This window comes from Burkholderia sp. b14, assembly GCF_900156195.1.
Taxonomy (GTDB): domain Bacteria; phylum Pseudomonadota; class Gammaproteobacteria; order Burkholderiales; family Burkholderiaceae; genus Mycetohabitans.
This window is the reverse complement of the sequence record NZ_FTPJ01000003.1, coordinates 1,140,783-1,166,510: the sequence shown is the minus strand read 5'-3', so window position 1 is coordinate 1,166,510 and position 25,728 is coordinate 1,140,783. Positions and strand designations below refer to the sequence as shown.

Sequence of the window (25,728 nt, the reverse complement as noted above, 5' to 3'; positions counted from 1 at the left end):
CCGGGTATCAAAGATCCGCACGGCGAACGCCGGTTGAATAGCGGCGCTCCAGGTACAGCAACACGACGTTGGAAAGCGTCGTGATCGCCAAATAGATCACGCCGGCGACGATCGTGAAAAAGAAAAAGCGCATCGTGCCCTTGCCGGCGTCCTGCGACGCCTTGACCACGTCGGCAAGGCCGATGATCGATACCAGCGCGGTCGACTTGACGAGCACCTGCCAGTTATTGCCGATGCCGGGTAACGCAAAGCGCATCATCTGCGGGAACATCACCCGCGAAAACGCTTGCCAGCCTGTCATGCCGTACGCCGCCGCCGCCTCCATCTGGCCGCGCGGCACTGACAAGAATGCGCCGCGGAATGTCTCGGTGAAGTATGCGCCGTAGATGAAACCCAGCGTGAGTACGCCGGCGGTGAATGGGTCGATGTCGATCTGGTCGATCTGCATCAGGTCGGTCAGGTGATTCAGCCAGATTTGCATGCTGAAGAACACCAGTAGCATCAGCACCAGGTCGGGCACGCCGCGGATCAGCGTGGTATAGACTGTGCCGACCACGCGCGGCACATGGCTGCGCGAGAGCTTGGCCGCGGCGCCAAGCAGTCCGATTACGAAGGCGACCGCGAGCGATAGCAGCGACAACTTGATAGTTTGCCACGTGCCCGCTGCGATGACCGGGCCATACCCTTGCAGGAACATGGTGAAGTCAGTAGTCTAATGATGGGTCGAATATTCGGCGCAATTTGGGACGCCCGCCTATGTTAGGCGGCCAACAATGCGCGCAACGCGATGCCGGTACGCAGGATGTCTGCGTGATGCTCGGTACGCGAAGGGCGGTATTCTAACTCAATGGCGCACGAGGGCCGCCAGGCAGCGGGGCGGGCCTGGCAGCGCTGCGCCGGCTAGGCAGGGGCGATGACTCGGGCTGCGCCTTAGTGGCGGCCGGCACGGCATCTGGGGCGAGCCATGCGCGTCGTGCGTGCCCCAGCCGCTCGCGCATCTTCGCCCGCATCTGCGCCATTCGTGTCCAGTGCGTTTTTAGTATGACGCTGACGGTCGTTTTTTTACTGATCGTTTAGCGCAGTGTAGACGTTCAGTCACGCGGCTACGGTTTGCTCATGTAGTTGTTCGCGCTGTGCGGCGAGGCGCTGCTGCGCCGCGTGCAGCGCGTTCAGATTGATGATGCTTTATTGCAAGGCAGCATGGATCTGTTGCGTCATTTGCTGGTGCAACCGGCGTTGTTCGTCGCGGTTGTACTTCATGACCGCCATTGCACTTTGCCACAGTCTGTTCTGTTCGGCGCTCAGATGCAGCTTGACGCGTAGCGCGGCGAGTTTGCGCTCGACGCCGCCACAGTGCTGGATCGAATGCGCACCGGTGGGGCGTGGAGCGGATGGGATTGGCGGCGCAGCATGCCATGTGAGCGCGAGGTCATCGTGTTGGGATGGCTTAACAATTTCATTTGGGCTTCTGACGAGAACGGAAGCGCCGGGCCGGCTAGGTGCCAGACACGGGAAATGGCGTTCGTTCGCGCGGCTTCAATACAATGGTCAGCAATCTCGCGCAGACCGACAACGACCGCAATGTGATGCTTGCTGGCGTTGCGCACGATTTGCGCACGCCGTTGGCGCGGTTGCGGCTGCGCGCCGAGATGCTCGACGAATGCGACCGTATCGCGCGGAACTATCGCGCGGTGTGGCCGTCGGCAGACGCGGTTCGCGCCGACCTGCGTGCGGGGCCGCACTTCGTGCTGCCGGCTGCGACACTTGAGCGCGTGCTGTCCAACCTGCTGGACAATGCACAGGCCTATGGCGCGCCGCCCATGGTGATCAAAACCGCCCGCACGACGCGAGGCTTTACGTTACGGTCAGCGACCAGGGTGGCGGCATTTCGCCCCAGGATCTGGTCAATGCAAGCCGTCCCTTCGTGCGCCTGGACCCGGCGCGCGGCTGCAACGGTCATAGCAGCCTGGGGCTGGCTATCGTCGAGCGGCTCACGAACCGGCTGGGCGGCGAATGCCGGATCGGCAATCATGAGCGCAGCGGCCTGCGCGTCGAACTGGAGTTTCCGGCTCAGTCGGGCGCCGCGCAGGTCTGATCTCCCGCGACGTGCATCCCTGCACACGGGGACGGCGTAACTGCGTCAATTACCGAACAGGGTATTCAATGCCGCAGCAGCTTCGCTGTCGATTGTGTTGTACGTGACGCTGTTAGCCTCAAAGATATAGTGCGTGGTGTACTTGCCCAGCCGTGCCAAAATCTCCTCCTGGATCACGTCGGGCGCCGCGTCGAACTTCAGATACCACGCGGTCGACGATAATCTCGTCTGGAAGGCGCCGTATTCGGTCATCAGCGCGTCGAACTCGTGGGCGTCCTGGTCACGGCAGATGATGACGAGATTTCCTTTCATGCGGCCTCCTGCATTCATTCAGTGACCCATCATGATAACCGTTAATGGCCGCCGCGCCGCGCTGCGTGTGCAGTGCGGAAGGTAAGTGGTGCGGCTGGGCCACCTGGGCTGCGTGGCGCGCGTGCCGCATTCGCGCCACGGTGGAACAAGTCAAATACGTTAAAAGGTTGTAACGGTCATGGTGCTTGGTGTAGTGTCGGGGCGGTCTTGAAATGGGCAGCGTTTGCCATCGCGCTGTGGTGCGGCGGCGCGGTCCATCCGCATGCCCAGAGCGCCGGGGAGTTTGTCTGATGGATTTCGGTTTCAATTTCGGTTTTCGCTTCGATCCGAAGCGCGACGCCGCGGCGTCCGCGTGGCGCTTGTTGCCCAATCGGTGGGATTTCGTGGCCTTTCCGCTGATCATCGGCCTGATCGCGATGGCCGCGATCGGCTTCGAGCAGACAATGGCGCCGATCTCGACGCTGAAGGCTCAGGCGATCTCGCTAAGTCCGATGTATTTGCCGGAATATGCGCTGCGCACCACGTTGCGGATGCTCGCCGCGATGCTCGCCGCGTTCGTGTTCACGCTCGCCTACGGCACGCTTGCCGCAAAAAGCCGGCGGGCGGAGAAAGTGCTGGTGCCGATGCTGGATATCCTTCAATCGGTGCCGGTGCTCGGCTATATCTCGTTTACGGTCACCTTCTTCATTGCGCTGTTCCCGACGCGGGTTGCCGGGGCGGAGTGTGCAGCGATCTTCGCGATCTTCACCAGCCAGGCCTGGAACATGACGTTCAGCTTCTACCAGTCGCTGCGCACGGTGCCACGCGACCTGGACGAAGTGTCGCGCGGCTTTCACCTGACGGGCTGGCAGCGCTTTTGGAAGCTCGAGGTGCCGTTCTCGATGCCGGGCCTGATCTGGAACATGATGATGTCGATGTCCGGCGGCTGGTTCTTCGTCGTCGCGTCCGAGGCGATTACCGTTGGCAACAACACGATTACGCTGCCCGGCGTGGGTGCGTACTTGGCGCAGGCGATCACCGAGCGCAACCTGCCGGCGATTGGTTGGGTGATCTTGACGATGACGCTTGTGATTCTCGCCTACGACCAGTTGCTGTTCCGGCCGCTGGTCGCGTGGGCGGACAAGTTCCGCATGGAGAACACCGCGTCGGCGAGCGCCCCCCAATCTTGGCTGCTCGACCTGGTGCGCCGCACTCGGTTGATTCACCAGTTACTGGTGCCGGCCGGATGGCTGTTCGCGCGCATGGCGCGATTGCCGCTGCGTTGGCGCAAGCTGCCGCTGGTCGGGCCCGCGGTGAGGCCGCATCGCCAGCCCTCACGGCTTGGCGATCTCGCCTGGGGCGCTTTGGTGCTGGCTGGCACCGCGTACCTGTTGTGGCGCGTCATCAGCTATGTCAGCACCGGCGTGACGTGGGATGAGGTTGGGCATGTGCTCGCGATGGGATGCATTACGCTGGTGCGCGTGCTGGTGCTGATCGTGATTGCCTCGATCGTGTGGGTCCCACTGGGCGTGCTGATCGGCTTGCGCCCAGCGCTGGCCGAGAAGCTTCAGCCGCTCGCGCAGTTTCTGGCGGCGTTTCCGGCCAATCTGCTGTTCCCGGTATTCGTGATCGTGATCGTGCGTTTCGGGCTGAACCCGGACATCTGGCTGTCCCCGCTGATCGTGCTGGGCACGCAGTGGTACATCTTGTTCAATGTGATTGCCGGCGCGAGCGCGTATCCGAACGATTTTAAAGAGGCCGCGACCAACTTTCGCATTCGCGGCTGGCAATGGTGGCGTCAGGCGATGCTGCCGGGTATTTTCCCGTACTATGTGACGGGCGCGATCACGGCCTCTGGCGGCGCGTGGAATGCGAGCATCGTGTCCGAAGCGGTGCAATGGGGCGATACACACGTGGTCGCGCATGGGCTCGGTGCCTACATTGCGCAAATGACCGTGGACGGTGATTATCGCAAGATCATTCTCGGCATCGCGGTGATGTCGTTGTTTGTCACACTTTTCAATCGCTTGTTGTGGCGCCCGATGTACGCCTACGCCGAGAACAAACTGCGCCTGGATTGATCGATACGGTGGTTGCTATGCAAAATCCTACGAATGCCGCTGCGCCGGTAACGGCAGCGCCCGCCATTCGCGCGCCTGCGCCCGACGCTGTCCTTTTGTCCGTTGACCACGTGCGGCGTGGGTTCGAGAAGACCCAGGGCGAGCTGCTGGTGCTCGACGATGTCAACCTGTCGATCCGCGAGGGCGAGATCGTCGGCTTGCTCGGGCGCTCCGGCTCGGGCAAGTCCACGCTGCTGCGCATCATTGCGGGGCTGATTTCGCCGTCCGGGGGCGAGGTGACCTATCGCGGCCAGCCGCTGCGGGGCCCAGCGGAAGGCGTCGCGATGGTTTTCCAAACCTTTGCGCTGTTCCCGTGGCTCACCGTGCTGCAGAACGTCGAAGCGGGCCTAGAGGCCCAGGGCGTACCCGCGCGCATCCGGCGTGAGCGCGCGCTGGCCGCAATCGATCTGATCGGGCTGGACGGGTTCGAGAACGCGTACCCGCGCGAGCTGTCCGGCGGGATGCGACAGCGCGTGGGCTTTGCCCGTGCGCTGGTGGTGGATCCGACGCTGCTGCTGATGGACGAACCGTTCTCGGCGCTGGACGTGCTCACCGCCGAGACGCTACGCACCGACATGCTCGATTTGTGGACGCAAGGCCGCATGCCGATCAAGGCCGTGCTGATCGTCACGCACAATATCGAAGAGGCGGTGTTCATGTGCGACCGGATCCTGGTGCTGTCGTCCAATCCGGGGCGCGTGCTAGCCGAGATCCAGGTGCCGTTCAAGCATCCGCGCAACCGGCTCGATCCGGCGTTCCGCCGTCTAGTCGATGACATCTACGCGAAGATGACGGCGCGTCCGAGCGCTGGCGCGCCGCGCAAGGGCCTGGAGCTGCATAGCTGGTTGCCACACGTGTCGACCAACTTGATGGCTGGCCTGATCGAGACGCTGGCGGCCGCACCTTACCACGGCCGAGCGGACATGCCCGAGATTGCTCGCACGCTGCATCTGGAGGTCGACGATCTGTTCCCGATTGCCGAAGTGCTGCAATGGCTCGGCTTTGCCGACGTGCGTGAGGGCGATATCTTCCTGACACCGCCGGCCCGTGTATTTGCCGAATGCGGCACGCAGGAGCGCAAGATGATGTTCGCCGATCATCTGCTGCGCCACGTGCCGCTGGCGGCGCGGATCAAGCGGGTTCTCAATGAACGGCCTGGCCATCGTGCGCCGCGGGTGCGTTTCGAACAGGAACTCGAGGACTACTTGTCGGACAGTGCCGCGGAGGAAACGCTCGACGCGGTCATCAATTGGGGCCGCTACGGTGAGATCTTTTCATACAATGACCAGACGGAGATCTTCAGCCTGGAGGACGTCGAATCCTGATTGCAGTGGCTATGGCAGCGGGCATTGGGCAGGGCCGCCGCGACCCACTCGGGTACGCGCGGCAAACAATGGGAACAGTGGTAAGCAGGATAAACTCTGCTCAGCCTTCGTTGCTCTCGGGCGAGTCCGCGCACGCCTGCGCCTCATACGCGCCCAGACGGTTGTATAGCGTCTTCAAACTGATGCCAAGCGTTTGGGACGCGCGCCGCTTGTCACCGCCGCAGTGCTTCAGCGTCGCCAGGATGATTTGCTTTTGCGCATCGGCAAGCGGCGTGCCGACCCAGACGCTCATCGCATCGCCTTGCAGCACTGGCTTCTTGACTCGCGACGCCAGGTGCGGATGCTGAATCTCGACGGTTTTCTCCGCCAGAATGAACGCACGATAAACTGCATTTTTCAATTCGCGCACGTTACCCGGCCACGAATAAGTGCGCACCGTGTCAAGCGCGCGCTTGCTGAATGTCTTGCTGGTATTTTCCTGGGTGTTTAACTCGGCCAAAAAATACTGCGCGAGCAATTCGCGATCGCCGTTGCGTTCGCGCAGCGGCGGCGCGCGTAACGGGAAAACCGCAAGCCGGTACATCAGGTCTTCGCGCAGCCCGTTTTCCTTGACCGCGGTGGCCGGGTCGCGATTGGTCGCGGCGATCACGCGCACGTTGGCGCTGATCAACTCGTTGCCGCCGACCCGATAGAACGTGCCGGTTTCCAACGCACGCAGCAGCTTGACCTGACGCACCGGCGACATCTCGGTGACCTCGTCCAGAAACAGCGTGCCGCCGTGCGCATGTTCGAAGTAGCCGATGCGGCCTTGCACGGCGCCCGTAAAGCTGCCCTTTTCATGGCCGAACAACTCGGCCTCGATCAGGTTGTCCGGGATGGCGCCGCAATTGACCGCGACGAACGGGCCATCCTTGCGGTGGCTGGCGTCATGGATCGTGCGTGCGATCAACTCTTTGCCGGTTCCAGACTCGCCGACGATCAACGCGGTCGCGTCGGTGGCCGCGACCCGCTCGATTTGCTCGTATAGACCCAGCATTGCGTCGGACGAGCCATACAGCAGGCCGAACGACTTCAGGCCCGGCACCTTCGGGTGCGGGATGGTGCGTGAGTACTGTTCATCGGACGCTACTGGCGCGTCCGCCTCGCTTAACGACATGGTGTAGGGCTTTCTGGTGCAAAGAACCTATTTAACCACCTGCGCCAACTCAGCGGCAATTGCTTATGCTGAAGCGTCAGCCGTTTTGGCGTAAACGAATTGTGTTTTGAGCGCTCGACCGGAAGCGGTTACACTGGGGGCCCCGAGCGTGTCGATTATTCTTTGTAATCAACTTTACGCACCGAATAAGACTTCTAAATGGCATTATTACGCGGTTGGCGTAATAGTCTTGGATGAGGCGCGCAATTTTTCCAAATTGGCAGGCGGCACGTCGCATGCGCGTTGACGCGCAACGTCCGTGGGGCTGCCGACTTGCCGCTTATTTTCCGGACACGATTCCTTTCTCATGCCGCATATACTGATAGTCGATGACGACCCCAATTCCCGCAACGCATTGGCGGAGATCATCACGGGCGATGGTCTGACCATTGCGATGGCCGGCGACGTGCGTGAGGCGCGTATCCAGATCGTCAGGCAGGTGCCAGACGTTGTCTTTACCGACTTGAAGCTGCCGGATGGCAGCGGCGTGGACTTGTTCAACGATCTGGATCTGCGCTCCGGCGTAGAAATCGTGGTCATTACTGGGCACGCCACCGTGGAGTCCGCGGTCAGTGCGCTGAAAATGGGCGCAACGGATTACCTCGTCAAGCCGATCAATGTGCAACGGGTCAAGGCGATCCTCGCCAGGATCCCGCGTACCGGCGACCTGCGCGCCGAGATCGGCACGCTGCGTGGCGAACTGCGCCGCTTTGGGCGCTTTGGCCTGATGCTAGGCAATTCGGCGGCGATGCAACAGGTTTATGACCAAATCAACCGGGTGGCGCCGACATCCGCTTCGGTGCTGCTGGTCGGTGAATCCGGCACCGGCAAAGAAGTGGCCGCGCAGACCGTGCACGAGTTGAGCTTGCGGCGCAAGCAGGCGTTTCTGGCTGTCAATTGCGGCGCGGTGTCGCCGACGCTGATCGAGTCGGAAATGTTCGGTCATGAGCGGGGCGCGTTCACTGGTGCGGACCGACAGCACAAAGGCTATTTCGAGCGGGCCAGCGGTGGTACGTTATTTCTGGACGAGATCACCGAGATGCCGATCGAGTTGCAGGTTAAGCTGCTGCGCGTGCTCGAGACGGGCGTATTCATGCGGGTCGGCACCACTAAGGAAATCGAGACCGACGTGCGGCTGATCGCGGCGACCAATCGCGATCCCGAGCAGGCGGTACTCGAGGGCAAGCTGCGGCTGGATCTCTATCATCGGCTGAACGTATTTCCGATCAGCCTGCCGCCGCTGCGCGAGCGCGGCAAAGATGTCGAGTTGCTTGCGCAGAGCTTTTTGGACGAGCTCAACCAGCGCTACGGCACGGACAAGCACTTTCCGCCTTCGGTCAAGGAAACCATGCTGTCGTACACGTGGCCTGGCAATGTGCGTGAGCTTAAGAACTACGTGCAGCGCGCTTACATCATGGCGCCGGCTGATTCGTCTGCGACCGCATCGGTACCGCTGCAGATCTCGCTGTCTAAGCCGTCCGCCGGCACTGCGGTGACCATCCCGTTCGGCACATCGCTGGCCGACGCGGACCGTCAACTGATTCTGGCCACGTTGGAGCAATGCGGTGGCGTGAAGACGCGGGCTGCAGAGATCCTCGGCATCAGTTTGAAGACGCTGTACAACCGCTTGGTCGAATATGGCGATGACGCGCGCCACGCATCAGGCGAGGATGCCGGCGACAGCGATGAGGCGCCGGAGAACGTCGGGGCGAAGTACACCGGTAACTGACGAATAGGCTTAGCCGATCGATGAACAGGCGCCTGGGCGTGAGCGGGACTGATCGGCGGGTTCTTTGGCAGGGGTAGCCGGCATACGGGTTGCTGGTTCCCTTATCGTCTCCTTCAAGGAAGCGATTTATGTCAACGCTCAAATGGCGCGCCCATGCGCCGCAGCCCGATCCGCTTACGCCCACGCCGCCGCATCCGCCCGAGGTGCCACCGCCGGACATGCCACCGGACGAAGCGCCGCCTGATCCGACGCGTGATCCACCCGGTCCCGATATGCCGCCGATCGGCGATCCACCGCCGCAAGGCCCGGATATGCCGCACGTGCAAGCATCGGCGTTCCACGCGTCTGGTCAACGTCACCTGTGCGGGCGGCCCGCGTGGCTCAATGGCTGACGCACACATTGACCAGGGGGATGAACGCCGACGACCCCGGCCGTGGCGCCCATAAGATCGCTCTGCGCACCTGTTGCTGTAAGGATTACAACCCGGAGCGTAACGTTTACCCCACCACGCGAAGGCGGCGCGAAAGCTCAGCCGCACGGGTGGGTACAATCAGGGACCATGCAATGCAAGTTGGAGGCGCAATGAGCCGACCAAACACGCAAGCCGGCCAATGGTCGGACCGGTTGCCGTCCACCGGCACGGGTAACGCGGGCGACCACGAAGACAACATATCGGCCGGGCAGAACCGGCCTGCACCTGACGCGCCGGCAGATGGCGTCGCCAACCAGGGCGGCGCCCGCCGTGCCGGCTTGGACTATCATCGAGAAATAGGGACAGAGCAGGACGCGTAACACGATCGCGGTCATCCTGCTGGAAACCTACCCATTGCGCCTTTAGGGGCGCGGGCTGTGCTCGGCCTTTTTGTGCATTGCAGCATTAGGCACAAAATTTGCATGCTGGTGTCGATGATTTCATTTAAACAAACAGCAGGTGGCAATCCCTATGAGCAGATTGATCGTGGTATCCAATCGGGTCGCCCCGGCACAGGAGGGCCGTCCCGCGGCCGGAGGTCTGGCAATCGGCGTCTATGATGCGCTGAAGGAGGCCGGCGGCGTATGGTTTGGCTGGAATGGCGAGATCGGCGGTGAAGCGGGTAAGCCAACAATCGAGACCCGGGGCAACGTGACCTACGCAACGGTCGGCCTCAGTCGGCGCGACTATGATCAGTACTATCGCGGTTTTTCAAACGCGACGTTGTGGCCCGCTTTTCATTATCGGAACGATCTGACGCGGTTCGACCGCGCCGATTACGAAGGCTACATGCGCGTTAACGGGATGCTCGCCCGGCAATTGCAGAAGCTGGTTCGGCCGAACGACCTCATCTGGGTGCACGACTACCACTTGATCCCGTTCGGCAAGGCATGCCGCGAAATCGGCATGCGCAATCCGATTGGGTTTTTCCTGCATATTCCATTTCCGGCACCCGAGGTACTGCATACGATCCCGCCATACGCCACGCTGCTCAAGGCGCTGTGCAGTTACGACGTGGTCGGCTTCCAGACGAGCAGCGACTTGCAGTCTTTTACCGACATCGTGCAGCGCGAATGCGGCGGACAGTTGCTCGGCAACGGGATGGTCCACGCGTTCGACCACCGGTTCAAGGTCGCTGCGTATCCGATCGGCGTGTACCCGGATGCCATTGCGAAAGCCGCGCAGCAAAACGCCAGCCGCAAGCAGGTGGTCGGGCTGCGCGACAACATGCGTGAGCGCAAGCTGATCATCAGTGTAGACCGGCTCGACTACTCGAAGGGGCTTGCCGAGCGGTTTCAGGCATTCGAACGGCTGTTGCTGGATTCGCCAAGCCTGGCTGGGCACGTGTCACTGATGCAGATCGCACCGCCTACGCGTACCGACGTGCAAAACTACCAGTCGATTCGCAAACACCTGGAGGCGGAGGCGGGCCGGATCAACGGTCGTCTTGCACAACTGGACTGGACCCCGATCCTGTACTTGAACCGTAACTATGAGCGCAACCTGCTGATGTCGCTGTTCCGCGCGGCCCAGGTCGGATGCGTGACGCCGCTGCGCGACGGCATGAACTTGGTGGCCAAGGAATACGTCGCAGCACAAGACCCCGCTGATCCTGGCGTGCTTGTGTTGTCGCAGTTTGCCGGTGCCGCGGACCAATTGCCGGGTGCATTGATAGTCAATCCGTTCGACCTAGTGCAAGTCGCCGACGCGATGCGCCGCGCGTTGTCGATGCCTTTGGTGGACCGGCAACAGCGGCACCAAGCGATGATGGCAGTATTGCGGCAGAACGACCTGTCTGTATGGCGTGATTCATTCATGCGCGATCTACGTGAAGTGGTGGACCGCGACGACGCGTTGACTTTGCGCGTGATGGCGCAACCGGCGACGTTCGCCCGACCCGGTGTGCCGGTGCGGTTGCCTGCCACCACGTTGTCTTGACGATGCGCTCGCGCGCGATGGATCTGCTGGCTTGGGTATCGGATCCGGTCACGCACTGGATCAAGGACCGCTGTCCGACGATGGCGGCGTCGATCGCTTTCTATACGGCATTCTCGCTCGCACCGACGCTAGTCATTGTCATCGTGGTGGCCGGGTTTTTTTTCGGACAGGATGCGGTGCAAGGCCGGTTGTTCGGCGAAATACGCGGCGTGATTGGCGACGAAGCCGCACAAGGCGTGCAGGCCATCGTGGCGAACGCGTGGCACGCCGATATGGCAACGCGTACGACTACGGTGTCGATTCTGGGTATCGTGATCGGCGCATCCGCTACGTTCTCGACGCTGAACAGCGCGTTGAACGCGATCTGGCCGGTGCCGGAACCCGATACGCGCGCCAGCCTGCTCAGCCTGGTGCGGGTGCGCTTGATCTCGTTTGGCTTGGTGCTTGGCGTGGCATTCTTGATCGTTGTGCTGCTGATTTTAGACACCACGATCAGCGTGATTGGGCAATGGTTCTGGGGACCGCAAAGCGCTTCGTACCGGATAGCGAATGCAGTGCAGCACGTGGCCACACTCGGTTCGCTATGGCTGGCATTCTCCGCGATGCTGAAGTTCGTCCCCGATGCGTCGATCCAATGGCGCGATGCGTTCGCGGGCGGCTTGGCGGCGGCACTGCTGTTCTCCAGCGGCAAGAATATCTTCGCGTTCTACTTGGCACATGCGGGCACCGCCAATACGTTTGGCGCTGCGGGCTCCCTCGCCGTGCTGCTGATGTGGCTGTATTTCTCGTCGTCGGTGTTCCTGCTCGGCGCGGAGGTGAGCGCGACCGCCGCGCGCCGACGCAATGACGCCCATTAATCGTGGGTACGATCCTTGCAACCCCCCCTTGCCACTTCAATCCAGGAGAAGACGATGCAAACGACACGATGGATCCGCGTTGCCATTGGCATAATCTGTGCAGCTCATGTGGTCGGGCTGGCCGCCCAAAGCGCGGGCAGCAATAGGGCCGCGCCATTGTCGGGTTCCGAAACGCTCAGCGAGAAAATCAGTGATGGCGCTATTACCACGAAGGTCAAGGCTGCATTGCTGAACGCGAAGGGCGTGAAAGGCTTTCAAAATATCCACGTGAAGACCACGGCTGGCGCGGTGCGCTTGACCGGGACAGTACCCAGCCGTGAGGTGAAGGAAGCTGCTGCCGATGCGGCTAGAACGGTTGACGGTGTGACCCACGTGCACAACGACTTGCACATCGCGAATTAAGGCTATTGTGACATGCAGTCAGATACCGCATGGTGACTGCCAGGGCCGCGGCGAAGCGGCTTGTTAGGCCAGCTTCCACGCCCCTGCTGGATGCGGCGTGCATCGCCGCATCCAGCGCAGGCAGATTATCGTGCCGTAGCGTCGCGCAATTCGCGTACGCGATCATGATGCTTGAGTACGCCTTCGTATTGCCGCTCGACGAGCATCCGAATGTCCGCAGGCAACGCTTCATCCAGCGCCTGTCGGTAATGTTTCTTGGCTACGTCTTCGCCTTTTTCGCAGTCCGCTAGGATCTCGTGGTCACTGCGACCTTTGATGGCTGACTTCAGGTCCATCCAGCCACGATGCAGCGCCCCGGACGCGGATCCGTGATCTTCGGCCTTACCGCCGAGTGAATGGACGGCGGCTTGCAGCTCGCTGACCGCTTGCGAGCACGATTGGGCACAACTGGCGAACAGCGTCTTCAATTCCGGATTCGACGCATCCTCTGCCGCCTTGCGGAAGCCGGCTTCGCCGTCTTTGGACGTTTCGATCAGATCATTTAGAACGGAAACAATATGATTTGCCATCGTGTACCTCCGTTGGTTGTGGTTGATCGGAAACTGCGCACCGCGCAGATCCGGTATGCGGGTGGTCATCCCACCTGATTGGCTACCGGCGGCCCCTCCGTCCGGCTACCCCTGGCTCGGTTGCCACCCTGCAATGCGGCGAGACTAAGTGTGCCGCTCGTTGAGATCGGGCTGGCTGTCGCGCTCCACGTGCGGCGCTCGGGTCGGATCGAAGTCAGCCCAGCGTCCGTCGCGCCAGCGTCCGGAGGCGCGCTCGATATCCAGCGCACCTGCGTCGCGCAGCACACGTGATGCATTCTCCTGCGTGGCCGCGTCCACGTGCACGGCAACCAGCACGCCGGCGTCACGCGCCTCGCGGTCGACGAAGCGCTCGCGTCCATAATGCTGTTCGAGCGTGCGCCGGGTATGGCTCATCGCACCGATCATCGAGCCGACGTAAGCGCCGACCCCAGCGGAGATGATCGATACGAGCATCGGCGCGCCCGCGAGCACAAAAACCGCGACGCCAACGACTGCGCCCACGACAGCACCCAGCGCGACACCCTTGGCCGCGCCCTTCGGCGCTTCGCGTGCGCCGGGGTCGGTCGATACGTCGCCGCCGATCGAAAAGCGCGCGTGCTGGCCGGGTGGGTTGACGAAGAATAGGGTGACGTCCTCTTGGACAAAACCATGCTCGAACAGCGCCTGCGACGCGCGTTCGGCTTGAGGGAACGAGGTGAAGCGTCCCGCAACGATCAGTGACATAAAGCCTCCTTTGCAGGATGAGTGGGCAGGTTGCCTGGCGGCGTTAGGTTGCCGAGATTCGGAACAGGCCACTGTGCAGCACGACGGGTTGGCCGTCACTGTCCGCCAGTGCGAGCCGGGCGACTCGATGAATGCGGCTGCGTCCGCGCTCGAACGCTTGCAGCAATTCGCTCTCGAGCGCGGACGCGGCACCAAAGTGGTCCTCAAGGGCTTCGGCACTCACCGAGCACCGCACTAGGCGCCCATCGACGGACGCGGTGAAGTCAAGCATCATTCGTGCGCCGTCGAAGGAAGGTGGCGCGTCCTCGAAATGAATATGCGATGATGTTTTAGGTGGTACGTTCATGCCCCTCTTTACAGCAAGCAGCATGCCTGTAGCCAATCAGCGGCGACGCAACGGATCGACGACGCGCAAAACTTATCCATGCCGCCAGCGTTGCAAAAATAGCCGCCACCGCTAGCATGGAGAAGGTCCCCTAGTTGCCGGTGACGTTGAAAATCAGTGCAATGAGGGTTGTCTCGACAGCTTGGCCGGTCAGTCGGGCCGTGCCGAACATGCCATTCGCGCCAACGCTGCGCTCGCGTGGCGCCGAGACGAGAAGGGTGCATTTGTTGGGCGACTGGAACAGGCCGAAGCTGCAGCTGCGCAGCGCCATGCGCGACGTGGTATCGATCGTGCACGGGTGCGCGCCAAGCGTGGCCAGCAGCGCGAGGCCGGCGACAAGCCCTCGCTAGGTCCCGCGCGCGCCCAATTACTTCAGCTCGTACAGACCTGTATAGGTGGCCGAGTCGATTTCATTTAAGTGGATCATGAAGCGTGCCACCGCGTTGGTCGCGTCCGTACCAAGTGGCAGCGCGTCAATCTTTAGCGCGTGGATGCGAAACACGTACCGATGCGGCTTGTCGCCGCGTGGCGGCGCTGCACCGCCAAAGCCTACCGTGCCATAGTCGTTGCGTAGCTGCAGCGCACCGGTTGGCAGCAGGCTGCCGTCGGCCTTGCCGGCGCCATCCGGCAGCGATCGCACATGTGCCGGGATATTGACGAGAACCCAGTGCCAGAAACCGCTGCCGGTCGGCGCGTCCGGGTCGTACACGGTCAGCGCGAAGCTCTTGGTATCGGCGGGCGGGTCGGCCCATTGCAGCGCAGGCGACACGTTGCCGCCGTCGACGCCAAACGAACGGTCATCGAATTCCTGCTGCTTAGGCATGAATCCATTGTGCGAGAACCGATCGGACCAAATGCGAAATTCAGCCATGGACGTTGCTCCGGTAGATTGACGACGCGCGGTGCCGCGACATGACGGCGGCCGCATGGCATTGCCGTGCGGCGCGCGTGACGCAGCGTTCGCACCAGACGAGCGAGTGTAGCATTACGCGTGGCGCGACAGGGGGTGGGCGCCGCACGGGGCGACGAGACGCAGCGCTACGCGCGACGGCCGGCGAGTTCCGAGGCCAGCGCCAGCAAGTGCGCGGTGTGGGACGCCACATCGTAGTTGTACAGCAGATGCTCGTCGGGCCGGGTGAGCCGCGCGGTGCCGGCGCGCCAGCGCGTGAGCGCCTGCTCGACCGCCGCGGCGAAACTGCCCGCGTCCAGGTGCGAGAAGCGCCATTGCGCGTCGTCGCGAATGACTTCGGCGCAGCCGACGTTAGCGGCGGTGAGCACCGGCGTGCCGCACAGGATCGATTCGATGCCCACTAGCCCGAACGGTTCATAGGGCGCAGGCACGATCGTGAAGTCGGCTGCGCCGAACACGCATTGCATGTCTGTACGATAGCCGAGCGAGCGGATCCGCGGCGATGAGCTGGCGACCGGGCGGCCCGTGACCAACAGGCAGACCGGCTCGGCGCTCGCCTCGAAGTACGCGCGTAGCAGTTCGAATCCCTTGCCGGTGTTGGCCACGAACACAAATGCGGCGTGTCCGTCGGGGATGCCGAGCTGTGCCCGCATCGCATCGCGCTGTGCCGGCGCCATCGGCGCGAAGCAGTCGCTGCGCACCGGGGGATAGATGACACGGATCTTGTCCGGCGCGATGCTGAAATACTGCTGGACTTCTTGTGCCATCATCTTGGAGTGGGCGACGACCACGCCCGCGTTGCGATAGGTGTGGCGCTCCAGCGCGGTTTGCCAGCCGTCATTCCACTTTGGCTTGTTGCGACCATGGCGCAATGCGCCCGGATGCGTGCCGCCGCATACGACGATGTCGGCTGAGTCGACCCGATTGCACGCGATCACGATGTCCGCTTGGCTGCGTGTACGGCGCGCGCGCAGCCGCCAGGAGAACGCCGCGTCGCGCAGCGCGCGCGGCAGCCAGTTGACCCGGATGGCTTGCGCGTCGACGAGTCTGTACTCGGGCAGCGTTTTATCGAATTTGCGGGCGAAGACGATGGGGCGGACGCCCCGCGCGGCCATTGCGCCAATGATGTCGCGCGCGTAGCGCTCGAAGCCGCCGGCGTGGCGCAGCGCCTGGCATGACAATCCGATGCGCAGCCCCCGCCAGGTGCTGCCGGTGCCGCTGTCGCCGCGCGCTGACCGGTCTGCGCGCCGCGCATAATGGTATTTTAGGAACGTCGCCCGCGCATTCATCCGCGCGATGCCCAGGCCCGTCAGCCCGTCGAGGAATCCAGCTCGCAACATGAACGTGCGCACGAAAGCAAAGCCGCCGTGTGCGAGGGGGGCCAATGCGCTGATGCGGCGCTCGCGCGCGCGCAACATCCGGGCGCCGGCGCGAGCATAGGCCAGTGTCTTGTCCGCCACCTCTTCGCCAGAGCGATAACTGTAGTGCAGTAACCGGCCGTCAAGGCGCCCGGTGGGGCCTTCGACGATTAGCCGCTCGTGCACGGCATCGTCCGAGAATTTGGCCGCTTCGCGGCGGAACAACCGGACCACCCAATCCGGCGACCAGCCCGAGTGATTGACCCAGCGGCCGCAAAATTGCGAGCGGCGGGACATCGCATACCCTATATAGCCGGATGGCCCGCGCCCGGCCAGCACCGCTTCGATCGATTCCCTCAACTGTGGCGTCACGCGCTCGTCGGCATCCAGCGACAGCACCCACGGCCGGGTGGCGAGCGCGAGCGCCCGATTCTTCTGAGGGCCAAACCCCGGCCAGTCTGCTGTGACGACCTGTGCGCCGAAGCGCTCGCAGATCTGCACCGTCGCATCGGTGCTACCGGCGTCGACCACGACGATCTCATCAGCCAGGTCGCGCACGGATGCCAGACAGGCTTCGATGTCGTGGGCCTCATTGAGCGTGATGATGATCACACTGAGCGGTTCGCGATGCACGGTCATGACAATATGAGGGGAAGGTAACGGCGAAACCGGCAATATTAATGGATCTGGCCGCGGCGGCCCGTACGTCGGCGATTGCCTGACCAAGGGCGTGGCTGCACATACCACAGCTTCGTGACAATTCAATGTGCCAACACCATCGGCCAACATGTATCTGTTCAACGGCCTGGTGCTGGCGACATGGCGTTGGTGGAGCACGTCGCCACGGGCCTTCTGTTCGCGTCGCGGCCGGCGCGCTGGCTGGTGCGGCATCACGTGGGCGTGTTTCATGCGCGGCATTCAGCGAATGTGCCGCAGCGTTTTGTTCAGTGCTCGTCTTGCAGCGCGGGTACCGCGGCCGAGGTCTTTTTACCCGCGGTAGGCGGTGCTCCCAGGCGCCGCTCCCGACCGATCAGGCGCTTGATCGCGCGCTTGGCTAGAAACACTGCACGCTCCCGATACATTGCACCGCGATAGCGGTCAAATGACGCGTGTTTGGCTAGTTCTGGGTAGGCCTGCGTGACGGTACGGCAATGCTGGGCCAGCGTGTCGATGATGCGCAGCGCGTCGCCCAGCGCATGGCCATCGACGCGGGCCGCTTCCCGACGCGCGTGTGCGAATCCCATCGCAGTGAGCGCCATCCAGTAATTCCGGTGCGCCGGGTCAGCGCATTGCGATAGCGCGCGCTCGACATTCTTGGCCAGGTCCTGCACGCTGCGCATGTTTATGACTTGCGTGATGCTGCCCGAGCGTCGATGGTAGTTGTACAGGCGCTCGCTGAGCCGGTGCACTGTGCGGGCACGCAAATACAGGTGCGGCGTGACCGCGGCGTCCTCGTACAGTTGGGCAGGCGGGAACGCGATGCCATGCCACAGCGAGCGCCGGTAAATACGGGCCCATGCGAACATCTCGTAGGTGGCTGCGACATCCAGTAGCAGCCGATCGTCCACCTGATGCTCGCCAGCCCACTTGGCGCCGATCATCGTCAGCTCGTCCGATTGCTTGCCGTTGCGCCCTACGATCCAGATGTTGTAATCGATCACGTCGGCGCGCCCTATCCGCAGGATCGGAATGATCTTATCGGAGAAGTCCGGCTCCCACGTGTCGTCGCCATCCAGAAAGGACAGGTACGGCGACTGCGCTTGTGCGATGCCGGTATTACGGGCCGCGCTGCATCCGCCGTTGGGCTGCGTGATCACCCGGATATCAGCGTGCGGATTAGCTCGCACGATCGCGTCGATGCGCTCGCGGGAGCGGTCAGTCGAGCCGTCGTCGATCACCAGTGTCGTGATCTCGTCGAGATGGCGTTGCTTGAGTATCGACTGCAATGCATTCGCGATGCAGTCTTCGAGATTGTAGACGGGCACAACAACGGTCAGCAGCGTGCTCGTGGATACACGTCCGGAAAGAGTCATATCTGGCGTGAGAAAGCGGTTCGCGTCGCACTGCCCGGTCCGGGACATGCAGGAACCGCGCGGTGCGCTCGCACCCGCGCATCGCAGTGGGTTTGCCACACCTTACCGTCCGATGGATAGCATTTATGTGCGGTGCACCACATCATCGCGACGCGGTGCCCTATGCGAAGCGCCGGCGGATCATGAGTATACGGGCCGTCAGCCAATATGGTCCCGCCGTCAGGAATCGAACCTGAATCTCACGCTTAGGAGGCGCGTGCACTATCCATTGTGCTACGGCGAGAGGGCGTCATCATCGACGACATGCGACCCGGTGACCTGTCCGAAGCCGCGTACCGGTAGCATGCCGTGCGATCGGGAGTGGTCAGGATCACGGGGTCGTAAGAATACCACGAGCACGATCCCGACGCGCATCGGCGCGGCGCTCAGAATTCCACCACGGCGAAGTCGGCTTTGCTGACGTCGCACAACGGACAACGCCATTGCGCTGGGATATCGGCAAAGCGCGTGCCGGGAGCAATCCCTTCGTCCGGCAGCCCGTCTGCCTCGTTATAGATCCACCCGCAAATTAGGCAGACCCAGCTCTTGTATTCAATCACGTCAGACACGGCTGCAACCTTGGGCCTTTTTGGCCTGCTTGGAAAGCCGGTATCTTAGCGTAACGCAAGGCGCAGCCTACATCGGCCAATCGCCCGATACGGATTCACGCACAGTGGCTTGTGTCCGGCCGGTACAATGGGTGTTTTCTGTCCTTTTCTTGAGCCGATGTCGCTGTTTTCCATCACCGGCGCGCAACTCGCGTTCGGCCATGTCGCACTGCTTGACCACGCGGACTTCTCGATTGAACCGGGCGAGCGGGTGGGCCTGATCGGCCGCAACGGTGCGGGCAAGTCATCGTTGCTGAAGATCGTCGCCGGCCTGGCCAAGCCCGACGACGGCTTGATCACCCGTGCGCAGGCACTCACGACTGTCTACGTGCCGCAAGAGCCGGTCTTCGACCCTGGCATGCGCGTGTTCGACGCAGTGGCCGCGGGGCTCGAGCACACTCGTGCGCTGCTCGACGAGTACGATCGCGTTGCGCACGCGCTGGCCGATACGCCCGAAGGCCCGTCGCATGACGCGTTGTTGGCGCGCATGAATGTGCTGCAGGGCGCGCTGGACGCGCATGACGGATGGGCATGGCGCACCCGGGTCGCGACCACGCTCGCGCAATTGGGCCTGGAGGGCGCCGCGCGGGTGGATCAGCTCTCTGGTGGTCTGCTCAAACGCGTTGCGCTGGCCCGCGCGCTAGTGACGCAGCCCGATGTGCTACTGCTGGACGAGCCGACCAACCATCTCGATTTTGATTCGATACGCTGGCTCGAGGCGCTGTTGTTGTCGCTGCGCGGCAGCGTGTTGTTCATCACGCACGATCGCGCGTTCCTCGACCGCGTCGCGACCCGCATCGTCGAACTCGATCGCGGGCGTCTGTTGTCATACCCGGGTAACTTCTCGGCCTATCAGACACGCAAGGCGCAGCAGCTCGAAGTGGAGGCGGTCGAGAATGCGAAGTTTGACAAGTTGCTCGCCCAGGAGGAGATCTGGATCCGCAAGGGCGTCGAGGCGCGTCGCACGCGCAGTGTCGGGCGCATCGCACGCCTTGTGCAGATGCGCAACGAGCGCGCGCAGCGGCGTAACGTGCAGGGCAACGTGCGCCTTGACGTAAGCCAGGCCGACAAGTCCGGCAAGATTGTCGCCGAACTCACCGATGTGACTAAGCGCTACGGTGGGCAGACGGTCGTCGCGTGTTTTTCGACCACTGTGATGCGCGGCGACAAAATTGGCTTCGTCGGCCCGAACGGCGCGGGCAAGACCACGCTGCTTAAGCTGATGCTCGGCGAGATCGCACCGGACGAAGGCTGGGTGCGCACCGGCACGAATCTGCAAATTGCATACTTCGATCAGATGCGCGCGCAGTTGGACCCTGAGCGCAGCCTCGCGGACACAATCAGTCCGGGCAGCGACTGGGTGGAGATCAACGGTGCCCGCAAGCATGTGATGAGCTACCTGGGCGATTTCCTGTTTTCGCCGGAACGCGCCCGCTCGCCAGTCAAATCATTGTCCGGCGGTGAGCGCAACCGGCTATTGCTGGCGCGACTGTTCGCACGGCCCGCGAATGTGCTGGTCTTGGACGAGCCGACCAACGACCTGGACATTCCGACGCTCGAACTGCTCGAGGAGCTGTTGACCGACTATGACGGCACGGTGCTGCTCGTGAGCCATGACCGCACTTTCCTGGACAACGTTGTCACGTCGGTGATCGCGGCGGAAGGAAACGGCCAGTGGCGCGAGTACGTCGGCGGTTTCTCGGATTGGCAGATGCAGAAGGCGCGCGCCGATGTGCTGGCGCAGGCCGGTGCCGGGCTGCCGGCGAAGGCCGCCGCGCACCTCCCGGCCGCATCGAACGACGACAGTGCGTTGCATGACGCCCCCAGCGCCGCCTCAGCGCGCAATGAAAAGCGCAGCATCAAGCTGACGTTCAACGAGCAGCGCGAGCTGGATGCGTTGCCGGAGCGGATTGCACAGCTCGAGGCGGAGCAGCAGTCCATCAGTGCGCGGCTGGAAGACGGGTCGATCTTCGTGACGGATCCGGCCGAAGGCACGCGGCTCACCGAGCGCTATGCGGCGATCGACGACGAGCTGTTGGCCGCGCTCGAGCGCTGGGAGAGGCTGGAGGCCAAGCGCAAGCCGGTAAAATAGCGCCCGTTCCCACCCCGGCCGCCGGCAGCGCGCACGATTCGCGGGCATCGTGACGAGCGAGTTGTTTCGGCAGGGCTTTTTCAAGAACTCAACGAATTGTCCACGCGTTTGTCCACAACAACTGTGGACAACGGCGGAATTTATCGGAACATGGCTACAAAGAAATCCGGTCCCGCATACAGCGAAGCGTCGATCAAGGTGCTCAAGGGGCTCGAGCCGGTGAAACAACGGCCGGGCATGTACACGCGCACGGAGAATCCGCTGCATATCGTGCAGGAAGTCATCGACAACGCGTCGGACGAGGCACTGGGCGGATTTGGCGCGCAAATCGTCGTGACGCTGCATACCGACGGTTCGGTCAGCGTCGAAGATGACGGGCGGGGTATTCCGTTCGGCCTGCACCCTGAAGAAGGGGTGCCAGTGGTGGAGATCGTCTTCACCCGGTTGCATGCGGGCGGCAAGTTCGACAAGGCTGCCGGTGGCGCGTATACGTTCTCCGGCGGCTTGCATGGCGTGGGCGTGTCGGTGACCAATGCATTGTCGCAGCGACTCGATGTCACGGTGTGGCGGGACGGCAAGGTAGCCGACATCGGCTTCTCGCACGGCGACGTGGTGCGCCCGCTCACCGTACGCGCGGCCAAGGGCCGCATGGACAAGAAATCCGGCACCCGCGTCACGGCATGGCCCGACCCGCAATACTTTGACTCGGCCAACCTGCCGCAGTCCGAACTGCAGCGTTTGTTGCGCTCCAAGGCGGTGCTGCTGCCCGGCGTCGAGGTGGTATTGATCATCGAGAAAACCGGCGAGCGGCAGTCATGGAAATACGACGATGGGCTGCGTGGCTATCTGCTCGAGGGTCTGGCCGGCTACGATACATTGATCCCGCTGTTTGAGGGCGAGCGATACGCCGGGTCGTCACGCACGACCGACGACACGTTCGCCGAGGGCGAGGGCGCATCATGGGTCGTCGCATGGTCCGAGGAGGGCTCGCTGCTGCGCGAGTCGTATGTGAACCTGATTCCGACGCCGGCGGGCGGCACCCACGAGTCCGGGCTGCGCGACGGCCTGTTCCAGGCGGTCAAGAGCTTTGTCGAGCTGCATAACCTGCAGCCCAAGGGCGTCAAGTTGCTCGCCGAGGACGTGTTTGCACGGGTCTCGTTCGTGCTCTCTGCGAAGGTGCTCGATCCGCAATTCCAAGGTCAGATCAAGGAGCGACTCAACAGCCGGGATGCAGTCCGGCTGGTCTCTTCGTTCGTGCGACCGAGCCTGGAGCTGTGGCTCAACCAGCATGTCGAGCATGGACGCAAGCTGGCCGAATTGGTGATCAAGCAGGCGCAGGCGCGCACCCGTGCCGGCCAGAAGGTCGAGAAGCGTAAGAGTTCCGGCGTGGCGGTGTTGCCCGGCAAGCTGGTCGATTGCGAGTCGACGGACGTAGCACGCAATGAGTTGTTCCTGGTCGAGGGCGATTCCGCGGGCGGCTCGGCGAAGATGGGGCGCGATAAGGAGTTTCAGGCGATTCTGCCGCTGCGCGGCAAGGTCCTCAACACGTGGGAGACGGAGCGCGACCGGCTATTCGCGAACAATGAAGTGCACGACATCGCGGTGGCGATCGGCGTCGATCCGCACGTGAGCGACGATGCGATCGACCTGTCGAATCTGCGTTACGGCAAGATCTGCATCTTGTCGGATGCGGACGTGGACGGCTCGCATATCCAAGTGCTGCTGCTCACGCTGTTCTTTCGCCACTTTCCCCAACTCATCGAGCGCGGCCACGTGTATGTGGCGCGCCCGCCGCTGTTTCGCGTGGACGCGCCGGCTCGGGGTAAGAAGCCGGCGCAGAAACTCTACGCGCTGGACGAAGGCGAGCTTGAGGCGATAGTGGACAAGCTGCGCAAAGACGGCGTGCGCGAGTCTGCGTGGACGATTTCACGCTTTAAGGGACTGGGCGAGATGAACGCCGAGCAGTTGTGGGACACGACGATGAACCCGGATACCCGGCGGCTGATGCCCGTGCAACTGGGCGACCTAGATTTCGATGCGACCATCGGGCGCATGACGATGCTGATGGGCAAGGGCGAAGCCGCTGCCCGTCGCGCGTGGCTCGAAGAAAAGGGCAACGAGGCGCAGGCGGACATCTGACGCAGGGTGTGCGCGATGCCGCTAGGCGCCGCTGCGCACGATGCCCGGTGGACTTGAATTTGAGGCTGTCACCCAATGAGTGAAGAACTGGAATTGGATTTTTCGCCGCCCTCTGACGGCGAGTACCTGACGCTGGGCGACTATGCTGAGCGCGCTTACCTCGACTATGCGGTATCGGTGGTCAAGAGTCGTGCGCTGCCCGATGTGACCGATGGTCAGAAGCCGGTGCAACGTCGCATCCTGTATGCGATGCACGAGATGGGGCTGGCGGCCGACGCGAAGCCGGTCAAGTCAGCGCGCGTGGTCGGCGACGTGCTGGGCAAGTACCATCCGCATGGTGATTCGTCCGCGTACGAGGCGCTGGTACGGCTGGCGCAGGATTTCTCGATGCGCTACCCGCTGATCGACGGGCAGGGCAATTTCGGCTCGCGCGATGGCGATGGCGCCGCAGCGATGCGCTATACCGAAGCGAGGCTCACGCCGATCGCGCGGCTGCTGCTCGATGAGATCGAGCAGGGCACCGTCGACTTCATTGCGAACTACGATGGCTCGTTCGAGGAGCCCAGGTCGTTGCCGGTGCGCCTGCCGTTCGTGTTGCTCAACGGCGCATCCGGCATTGCGGTCGGCATGGCTACTGAGGTTCCGCCGCACAACCTGCGTGAGGTCGCGCAGGCGGCCATCGAACTGATCCGCAATCCGAACCTGGATCACGCAGCACTGATGGAGCGGATACCGGGCCCGGACTTCCCGGGCGGAGGCCAGATCATTTCGAGTCCAGCGGAGATTTCCGCGGCATACGAAAGCGGTCGCGGTAGCCTGAAGGTACGCGCGCGCTGGAAGATTGAGGAGTTGGCGCGCGGGCAGTGGCAACTGGTGATCACGGAGCTGCCGCCCAGCACATCGTCGCAGAAGGTGCTGGAGGAAATCGAGGAGTTGACCAATCCGAAGGTCAAGCTTGGTAAGAAGACGTTGACGCCCGAGCAACTGCAGACCAAGCAAAACCTGCTCGCGCTGCTCGACGCGGTGCGCGACGAGTCTGGCAAGGACTCGCCGGTACGGCTCGTGTTCGAACCGAAGTCCAGCCGCATCGACCAGACCGAGTTCATCAATACGTTGCTTGCGTACACGAGCCTGGAATCCAGTGCGCCGATCAACCTGGTGATGATCGGCGCCGATGGTCGGCCGCGGCAAAAGGGGCTGGGCGAGATCCTGCGCGAATGGATTGGCTACCGCTTCGCGACCGTGACGCGGCGAACGCGGTTCAGACTGTCCAAGGTGCAGGACCGGATCCATATCCTAGAAGGCCGGATGATCGTTTTCCTGAGCCTGGACGAAGTGATCCGGATCATTCGCGAGTCTGATGAACCGAAGGCGGCGCTCATCGCGGCTTTTGGGTTATCGCAGCGGCAGGCGGACGACATTCTCGAAATCCGTTTGCGCCAATTGGCGCGACTGGAAAAGATCAAGATCGAGAAGGAGCTGGGCGAGCTGCGCGACGAAAAGACCCGGCTCGAGCAGTTGCTGGATAGCGACGTGGCGATGAAGCGGCTGATTATCAAGGAAATCGAAGCCGATGCGAAGCAGTTCGGCGATGCGCGCCGCACGCTGATCCAGCAAGACAAGCGCGCGACGTTCGAGGCGCGGGTCGTCGACGAGCCGGTGACGGTCGTCGTCTCGCAGCGCGGCTGGGCCCGTACGCTGAAAGGACACGGGCTAGATGCGTCAGGCTTCACGTTCAAGGCTGGCGATAGCTTGTATGCCGCGTTCCAGTGCCGCACGCCCGATACGCTGGTGGCGTGGGGCAGCAATGGTCGCGTGTATTCGGTGCCGGTCGCGGCGCTGCCGGGCGGGCGCGGTGATGGCGTGCCGGTCACGTCGTTGATCGAATTGGAGGCTGGCACCCATCTGATGCACTATTTCGCTGCGCCGCTGGAACAGCCGTTGCTACTCGCCTCAAGCAACGGCTTCGGTTTCATCGCGCGGATCGGTGACATGATCAGCCGCGTGAAGGCCGGCAAGTCGTTCATGACGATTGATGCTGGCGCGCAGCCGCTCGCGCCGATGCCCATGTGGTCGGATGCGTCGCAGGTTGCATGTCTGGCACTCGGCGCGAAGGACGAGACACGCCTGCTGGTGTTTGGGCTGGACGAGATGAAGACATTGTCCAGCGGCGGACGTGGCGTGACATTGATTGGCCTGGACGGCAACGAGCAGTTGCTCCAGGCGCTGGCGATCGGCCAGGGCGGGTTGTTGCTCAGTGGCGCCGGGCGGGGTGGCAAGCCGCAGCAGGAGACACTGGTTGGTGCTGCACTCGCGCCCTACGTCGGCAAGCGTGCGCGGCGTGGCAAGGCGCCGGCGGTCAAGTTCAAGGTGTCGGGCATGCGCCCGGTATTGCTCGGGCAGCCGGCATGACGATTACGGAGAAA

Annotated in this window: 22 protein-coding genes, 1 tRNA gene and 3 pseudogenes; 12 read left to right on the top strand and 14 right to left on the bottom strand. The window is 62.7% G+C overall.

Annotated features, from left to right (window positions below):
* Positions 1–7 precede the first annotated feature (7 nt).
* Complete coding sequence (locus B0B13_RS09685; RefSeq protein WP_076796022.1) at positions 8–697, bottom strand: ABC transporter permease; 690 nt, start codon at positions 695–697, stop codon at positions 8–10.
* Positions 698–1,526: 829 nt separating this feature from the next.
* On the opposite strand from B0B13_RS09685, the pseudogene B0B13_RS09675 reads away from it, so the two are divergent.
* Positions 1,527–2,095, top strand: a pseudogene (locus B0B13_RS09675) (ATP-binding protein); the annotation flags it as partial.
* A gap of 45 nt (positions 2,096–2,140) precedes the next feature.
* Here the strand turns inward: B0B13_RS09675 and B0B13_RS09670 are convergent.
* On the bottom strand, positions 2,141–2,407 hold the full coding sequence (locus B0B13_RS09670; protein WP_076796015.1) for a double-stranded DNA-specific endonuclease: 267 nt from the start codon (positions 2,405–2,407) through the stop codon (positions 2,141–2,143).
* Positions 2,408–2,697: 290 nt separating this feature from the next.
* Between B0B13_RS09670 and B0B13_RS09665 the strand changes: the two genes are divergently transcribed.
* Together B0B13_RS09665 and B0B13_RS09660 are read left to right on the top strand one after the other, a co-directional pair.
* Positions 2,698–4,467, top strand: coding sequence for an ABC transporter permease (locus B0B13_RS09665; RefSeq protein WP_076796012.1), 1,770 nt, complete (start codon positions 2,698–2,700; stop codon positions 4,465–4,467).
* Between the two features lie 17 nt (positions 4,468–4,484).
* Positions 4,485–5,831 (top strand): ABC transporter ATP-binding protein, encoded by a 1,347-nt coding sequence (locus B0B13_RS09660; protein ID WP_076786242.1) that lies wholly within the window; start codon positions 4,485–4,487, stop codon positions 5,829–5,831.
* Between the two features lie 100 nt (positions 5,832–5,931).
* Here B0B13_RS09660 and B0B13_RS09655 read toward each other — a convergent pair whose 3' ends face one another.
* Complete coding sequence (locus tag B0B13_RS09655) at positions 5,932–6,987, bottom strand: sigma-54 interaction domain-containing protein (RefSeq protein WP_076796009.1); 1,056 nt, start codon at positions 6,985–6,987, stop codon at positions 5,932–5,934.
* Positions 6,988–7,333: 346 nt separating this feature from the next.
* On the opposite strand from B0B13_RS09655, the gene B0B13_RS09650 reads away from it, so the two are divergent.
* From B0B13_RS09650 to B0B13_RS09625, 6 genes are all read left to right on the top strand, one after another.
* Positions 7,334–8,755 (top strand): sigma-54-dependent transcriptional regulator, encoded by a 1,422-nt coding sequence (locus tag B0B13_RS09650; RefSeq protein ID WP_076786244.1) that lies wholly within the window; start codon positions 7,334–7,336, stop codon positions 8,753–8,755.
* Positions 8,756–8,883: 128 nt separating this feature from the next.
* On the top strand, positions 8,884–9,147 hold the full coding sequence (locus B0B13_RS09645; RefSeq protein WP_076786245.1) for a hypothetical protein: 264 nt from the start codon (positions 8,884–8,886) through the stop codon (positions 9,145–9,147).
* 191 nt (positions 9,148–9,338) lie between these two features.
* Positions 9,339–9,548: a hypothetical protein gene (locus tag B0B13_RS09640; protein WP_076796006.1), complete on the top strand. Its 210-nt coding sequence runs from the start codon at positions 9,339–9,341 to the stop codon at positions 9,546–9,548.
* Between the two features lie 151 nt (positions 9,549–9,699).
* Entirely contained in the window at positions 9,700–11,166 is a 1,467-nt protein-coding gene (gene otsA / locus B0B13_RS09635) for an alpha,alpha-trehalose-phosphate synthase (UDP-forming) (RefSeq protein ID WP_076796003.1), read from the top strand.
* A gap of 2 nt (positions 11,167–11,168) precedes the next feature.
* Entirely contained in the window at positions 11,169–12,023 is an 855-nt protein-coding gene (locus B0B13_RS09630; protein ID WP_237573956.1) for a YihY/virulence factor BrkB family protein, read from the top strand.
* Between the two features lie 54 nt (positions 12,024–12,077).
* Positions 12,078–12,425 carry a BON domain-containing protein gene (locus B0B13_RS09625; protein WP_076786248.1) on the top strand — a complete coding sequence of 116 codons (348 nt, stop codon included), beginning with the start codon at positions 12,078–12,080 and terminating at the stop codon, positions 12,423–12,425.
* 125 nt (positions 12,426–12,550) lie between these two features.
* Here B0B13_RS09625 and B0B13_RS09620 read toward each other — a convergent pair whose 3' ends face one another.
* The 11 genes and pseudogenes from B0B13_RS09620 to B0B13_RS09575 all read right to left on the bottom strand — a co-directional run bounded on the left by B0B13_RS09620 (position 12,551) and on the right by B0B13_RS09575 (position 19,032).
* Positions 12,551–12,994 carry a PA2169 family four-helix-bundle protein gene (locus B0B13_RS09620; RefSeq protein ID WP_076787742.1) on the bottom strand — a complete coding sequence of 148 codons (444 nt, stop codon included), beginning with the start codon at positions 12,992–12,994 and terminating at the stop codon, positions 12,551–12,553.
* A 144-nt stretch (positions 12,995–13,138) separates the two neighbouring features.
* The gene (locus B0B13_RS09615; RefSeq protein WP_076796000.1) at positions 13,139–13,738 is read right to left on the bottom strand and encodes a hypothetical protein; all 600 of its coding nucleotides are present in this window, start codon (positions 13,736–13,738) and stop codon (positions 13,139–13,141) included.
* Between the two features lie 43 nt (positions 13,739–13,781).
* The gene (locus B0B13_RS09610) at positions 13,782–14,084 is read right to left on the bottom strand and encodes a DUF1488 family protein (protein WP_076797256.1); all 303 of its coding nucleotides are present in this window, start codon (positions 14,082–14,084) and stop codon (positions 13,782–13,784) included.
* 130 nt (positions 14,085–14,214) lie between these two features.
* Complete coding sequence (locus B0B13_RS09605; RefSeq protein WP_076795998.1) at positions 14,215–14,394, bottom strand: hypothetical protein; 180 nt, start codon at positions 14,392–14,394, stop codon at positions 14,215–14,217.
* 96 nt (positions 14,395–14,490) lie between these two features.
* Positions 14,491–14,994 (bottom strand): YbhB/YbcL family Raf kinase inhibitor-like protein, encoded by a 504-nt coding sequence (locus tag B0B13_RS09600; RefSeq protein WP_076795995.1) that lies wholly within the window; start codon positions 14,992–14,994, stop codon positions 14,491–14,493.
* 167 nt (positions 14,995–15,161) lie between these two features.
* Positions 15,162–15,686, bottom strand: a complete 525-nt coding sequence (locus B0B13_RS20070; protein ID WP_370643011.1) for a glycosyltransferase — start codon at positions 15,684–15,686, stop codon at positions 15,162–15,164.
* Between the two features lie 57 nt (positions 15,687–15,743).
* A pseudogene (locus B0B13_RS20065) lies at positions 15,744–16,175 on the bottom strand (glycosyltransferase family 4 protein); the annotation flags it as partial.
* A 105-nt stretch (positions 16,176–16,280) separates the two neighbouring features.
* Positions 16,281–17,030, bottom strand: a pseudogene (locus tag B0B13_RS20060) (glycosyltransferase family 2 protein); the annotation flags it as partial.
* Positions 17,031–17,335: 305 nt separating this feature from the next.
* Complete coding sequence (locus tag B0B13_RS09585; protein WP_083703701.1) at positions 17,336–18,472, bottom strand: glycosyltransferase family 2 protein; 1,137 nt, start codon at positions 18,470–18,472, stop codon at positions 17,336–17,338.
* A 160-nt stretch (positions 18,473–18,632) separates the two neighbouring features.
* Positions 18,633–18,707 (bottom strand) — tRNA-Arg (locus B0B13_RS09580).
* Positions 18,708–18,849: 142 nt separating this feature from the next.
* Positions 18,850–19,032 carry a rubredoxin gene (locus B0B13_RS09575; protein WP_076786253.1) on the bottom strand — a complete coding sequence of 61 codons (183 nt, stop codon included), beginning with the start codon at positions 19,030–19,032 and terminating at the stop codon, positions 18,850–18,852.
* A gap of 157 nt (positions 19,033–19,189) precedes the next feature.
* On the opposite strand from B0B13_RS09575, the gene B0B13_RS09570 reads away from it, so the two are divergent.
* The 3 genes from B0B13_RS09570 to parC all read left to right on the top strand — a co-directional run bounded on the left by B0B13_RS09570 (position 19,190) and on the right by parC (position 25,714).
* Positions 19,190–21,163, top strand: coding sequence for an ATP-binding cassette domain-containing protein (locus B0B13_RS09570; protein ID WP_139337390.1), 1,974 nt, complete (start codon positions 19,190–19,192; stop codon positions 21,161–21,163).
* 150 nt (positions 21,164–21,313) lie between these two features.
* On the top strand, positions 21,314–23,302 hold the full coding sequence (gene parE / locus B0B13_RS09565) for a DNA topoisomerase IV subunit B (RefSeq protein ID WP_076795990.1): 1,989 nt from the start codon (positions 21,314–21,316) through the stop codon (positions 23,300–23,302).
* Positions 23,303–23,377: 75 nt separating this feature from the next.
* Complete coding sequence (parC, locus tag B0B13_RS09560) at positions 23,378–25,714, top strand: DNA topoisomerase IV subunit A (protein WP_076795987.1); 2,337 nt, start codon at positions 23,378–23,380, stop codon at positions 25,712–25,714.
* Positions 25,715–25,728: the final 14 nt, after the last annotated feature.

Coding starts and splice junctions, on each gene's coding strand:
- B0B13_RS09685 (WP_076796022.1), bottom strand. CDS start 697: ATGTTCCTGCAAGGGTATGGCCCGGTCATCGCAGCGGGCACGTGGCAA.
- B0B13_RS09670 (WP_076796015.1), bottom strand. CDS start 2,407: ATGAAAGGAAATCTCGTCATCATCTGCCGTGACCAGGACGCCCACGAG.
- B0B13_RS09665 (WP_076796012.1), top strand. CDS start 2,698: ATGGATTTCGGTTTCAATTTCGGTTTTCGCTTCGATCCGAAGCGCGAC.
- B0B13_RS09660 (WP_076786242.1), top strand. CDS start 4,485: ATGCAAAATCCTACGAATGCCGCTGCGCCGGTAACGGCAGCGCCCGCC.
- B0B13_RS09655 (WP_076796009.1), bottom strand. CDS start 6,987: ATGTCGTTAAGCGAGGCGGACGCGCCAGTAGCGTCCGATGAACAGTAC.
- B0B13_RS09650 (WP_076786244.1), top strand. CDS start 7,334: ATGCCGCATATACTGATAGTCGATGACGACCCCAATTCCCGCAACGCA.
- B0B13_RS09645 (WP_076786245.1), top strand. CDS start 8,884: ATGTCAACGCTCAAATGGCGCGCCCATGCGCCGCAGCCCGATCCGCTT.
- B0B13_RS09640 (WP_076796006.1), top strand. CDS start 9,339: ATGAGCCGACCAAACACGCAAGCCGGCCAATGGTCGGACCGGTTGCCG.
- otsA (WP_076796003.1), top strand. CDS start 9,700: ATGAGCAGATTGATCGTGGTATCCAATCGGGTCGCCCCGGCACAGGAG.
- B0B13_RS09630 (WP_237573956.1), top strand. CDS start 11,169: ATGCGCTCGCGCGCGATGGATCTGCTGGCTTGGGTATCGGATCCGGTC.
- B0B13_RS09625 (WP_076786248.1), top strand. CDS start 12,078: ATGCAAACGACACGATGGATCCGCGTTGCCATTGGCATAATCTGTGCA.
- B0B13_RS09620 (WP_076787742.1), bottom strand. CDS start 12,994: ATGGCAAATCATATTGTTTCCGTTCTAAATGATCTGATCGAAACGTCC.
- B0B13_RS09615 (WP_076796000.1), bottom strand. CDS start 13,738: ATGTCACTGATCGTTGCGGGACGCTTCACCTCGTTCCCTCAAGCCGAA.
- B0B13_RS09610 (WP_076797256.1), bottom strand. CDS start 14,084: ATGAACGTACCACCTAAAACATCATCGCATATTCATTTCGAGGACGCG.
- B0B13_RS09605 (WP_076795998.1), bottom strand. CDS start 14,394: ATGGCGCTGCGCAGCTGCAGCTTCGGCCTGTTCCAGTCGCCCAACAAA.
- B0B13_RS09600 (WP_076795995.1), bottom strand. CDS start 14,994: ATGGCTGAATTTCGCATTTGGTCCGATCGGTTCTCGCACAATGGATTC.
- B0B13_RS20070 (WP_370643011.1), bottom strand. CDS start 15,686: ATGCGGGCACAGCTCGGCATCCCCGACGGACACGCCGCATTTGTGTTC.
- B0B13_RS09585 (WP_083703701.1), bottom strand. CDS start 18,472: ATGTCCCGGACCGGGCAGTGCGACGCGAACCGCTTTCTCACGCCAGAT.
- B0B13_RS09570 (WP_139337390.1), top strand. CDS start 19,190: ATGTCGCTGTTTTCCATCACCGGCGCGCAACTCGCGTTCGGCCATGTC.
- parE (WP_076795990.1), top strand. CDS start 21,314: ATGGCTACAAAGAAATCCGGTCCCGCATACAGCGAAGCGTCGATCAAG.
- parC (WP_076795987.1), top strand. CDS start 23,378: ATGAGTGAAGAACTGGAATTGGATTTTTCGCCGCCCTCTGACGGCGAG.